The organism is Bradyrhizobium sp. SRL28 (assembly GCF_018596315.1).
In the GTDB taxonomy this organism is placed as follows: Bacteria; Pseudomonadota; Alphaproteobacteria; order Rhizobiales; family Xanthobacteraceae; genus Bradyrhizobium.
Genome location: NZ_JAHEAG010000127.1, coordinates 1 through 2,791 on the forward strand (window position 1 = coordinate 1; position 2,791 = coordinate 2,791).

3 protein-coding genes are annotated in these 2,791 nt (G+C 61.9%); all 3 read right to left on the bottom strand.

What is annotated here, in order from left to right; translation table 11 throughout:
* Positions 1–74: 74 nt before the first annotated feature.
* Complete coding sequence (locus KIP88_RS45470) at positions 75–2,144, bottom strand: recombinase family protein (protein WP_214494574.1); 2,070 nt, start codon at positions 2,142–2,144, stop codon at positions 75–77.
* Positions 2,134–2,373, bottom strand: coding sequence for a hypothetical protein (locus KIP88_RS45475; RefSeq protein WP_214494575.1), 240 nt, complete (start codon positions 2,371–2,373; stop codon positions 2,134–2,136). Before KIP88_RS45475 ends, KIP88_RS45470 begins: the two co-directional genes overlap by 11 nt.
* Positions 2,374–2,448: 75 nt before the next feature.
* The coding region (locus KIP88_RS45480) for a hypothetical protein (protein ID WP_214494576.1) at positions 2,449–2,791 on the bottom strand (343 nt) is incomplete at its 5' end.

The following is a 2,791-nucleotide window of genomic DNA, read 5'->3' on the forward strand; positions in this document are numbered from 1 at the left end:
AGCGTCAGCGAGGCGCGCAGCTCGATCGGCCGATATCTCGACTTCTACAACCGCGCATCAGAACACCCATCTGTCTATGTTGTTGAAGAGAAGAGACTTTGCTGATTGGGGTGCGATCCCGCGGGGTGTCTCGGGTTCTGTCGTGCTCGTTCGGCGATAGATTGAGCAGCAGTTGTTATCAGCGAGGTGCGGGCGAAGATCCACGGGCCGTCCGATAGCGGATGGAAGGCTTCGATCTCGCCGGCTTCAGCGGCCAGCCGCAGCGTCTTGGGCGCGATCTTCAGGAGCTTTGCGGCGTTGCCGAGGTTGAGCCAGGGTTCGATCCCGTCATCGGCCGGCTTGAACACCGGGATGTGGTAGCTCGAGCGTATTGATGTGACGCGCTCGCGGGTCCAGCGATTGCCGTTACCCGTCTTGAGGCCGTTGCGGTTGAGGAGGCCGGCAATCAGATAGTCGCTGGCGATCAGCACCAGTTGACGCACGGCTTGGATAATATCGGCGGAAGTTCTGTTGCGCTGTCCGCGCCGGCGCTTGGGCAAGCGCAACTCGCTGTGGGCGCCACCCACCCAGTGGACGATGAGAACGATCTCGGACGCCGCGTCGTCGATATCGGCCACGACCTCATGAACGAGGGTGCGTACAATGCGTTTCTTGAGACGAGCATCCGTCGTCGGCGCATCCCAGACCGTTTTGAGGTTCGAGGCCAGTACGCCGAGCGAAGCTGGATCAGCAATGGGTGCGGGCGTCGCCGCATCATGCACGGCGATCTTGCCCTCGACCTCAGCCGCGTGAGCGAGCGCCCTGTTCCAGCGCGCTTCAAGCTCACTCGCCACCAGCCGGTTCGCGGGGTCAGCGGCATCGTATTGCCGGAAAGCCCGGTCGGCGGCATAGCGCGCCGCTTCCAGATCGCGACTGAGAACATCGCGCACTTGATCCCGTCGTTCTCCGGCTTCCTTGGCGGCAGCGGTTGCAGCGGCGATAGCGCCTGGGCCGACAACGCCAAGCAGTGCTTCCTCGATTGCATCATCGACGCGCAATCCGCTGAAGGCGATGCAGAGAGGGCCGCCATTGTCCATCCAGGCGCGGCTGCAGCTGTAGCGCGGGATATGGTGCTTCATGCCTGTGTACCGGACTGTGAGCTTGCGGCCACAGCGCTTGCACCGGATCAGGCCGGCCAGCAGCGTGTCTCCATGCTTGGGTGCGCCGTGATGTCGACCAGTGGCAACGTTGCTGCTGACCATTGCGCGGATCGCCTCGAACCTCTCCCAGCTCACATACCCGTCGTGGGTATTGGGCTTCAACGTCAACCATTCGTTCCGCCTCTTGCGGCGGATCTTCACGCTCACGCCCTCGGCGGTGTATCCCGCCGCCGCAGCCGTCTTACCATAGGCATAGGCGCCGCCGTAGACCGGGTTCTCAATGATCCGGTGGATGGTGGAGTAACTCGGTCGCCGCCAGGCCGTGTCGCCGTTGGACTGCTTCACCGGCAGATCGAGGTTGTACTCGTGGAACCAGCAGAGCGCCTGTCGGGCACTGCCCAGTTCCTCGACCTTGTCGAACACCAGCTTGATCGCTTCCTGGACACGCCGATCCGGATCTTTCTCATAACGGTCGCCGGCCTTAACGAAGCCGACGGGCGCCGTCACAATCAACTCGCCCCGGCGCGCCTTCTCGTAGCGGGCCGAGAGCGAGCGCTGGCGCAACAGATCCAGCTCGTACTCGTTGAGGCTCCCCTTGAGCCCGAGCAGCAGGCGGTCGTTGCCGTGCCTCGGCGCATAGATGGTCTCCTGATCGACCAGAACGGTGTCGACCACGCGGCACATCTCGATGAGTTGCTGCCAATCCCGGCTGTTGCGGGCGAAGCGCGAGACCTCGCGGGCGCAAACCGCACCAACCTTACCGAGGCAAACCTCCGCTACCATCCGCTCAAAGCCAGCGCGTTGTACCCCGCCGGCGGCTGAACGACCGAGATCATCATCGATCACTTCGATCTCTAACCAACCGAGCGCCGTCAGCCGGTCCCGCATGGCGTATTGCAGCGCGCTACTCTCGCGATTGTGCAATACTTGATGGGCTGAGGATTGGCGCACGTAAAGAATCGCCTTGCGCTCCAGATGATGAGGTCTGACCTTGTCAGAGATCATGATCAACCTCCTTCGCGCGCGGCGTCGCTGTCGTCGCAGCATGGTCGAGGATCAACTGCATCATCAGGCTTGTGAGCGCTGCCCGCGCTTCCGCCGGCAGCTCCGGCCATGCGGGCGCGCCGCTGGCGTCGTTCGACAGGCCGCTCCTGAACAGATCTATCTGATGCTGCGGGCGCGGTCGTCGATTGTGTCGGTACCCTTTCCCTGAGTTTGTCGTCACGCGTGACATGGGTCTCTCCCCGATTCTGGTCGTGAGAGGCTCTGGATGCGCCAGAAAGCAGGACAGCTGATGGCGTTTGATCCTTCAACGCCAGATCGAGAAGTGCAGAGAGCGCCGCAAGGGCGTCAATGCTGACAAACGGTTGAGCTGCCAAAAGCCCGGGGTCAGGGTATGCCGTGCGGTCGAACATCCATGCCGGGACTTCAAGCCACCGATCTGCTTGCGACCCTTCCAGCGTGCAGCGGAAGACGACATAACCAGCTTTGTCGACTGTCCCATGAATGCAAACTCGGCGACCAAACCAAGGATGATGCCGATAAAGAACCTCGCGAAGAACGGTCCTGTGGGCGTTCTCAAACCTCGTTGTATAACAGCAGGCGTCCCCATTCGAGTCTTGACGGCAGCACGCCGGATCAAGCCTACTTCA

Coding starts and splice junctions, on each gene's coding strand:
- KIP88_RS45470 (WP_214494574.1), bottom strand. CDS start 2,144: ATGATCTCTGACAAGGTCAGACCTCATCATCTGGAGCGCAAGGCGATT.
- KIP88_RS45475 (WP_214494575.1), bottom strand. CDS start 2,373: ATGTCACGCGTGACGACAAACTCAGGGAAAGGGTACCGACACAATCGA.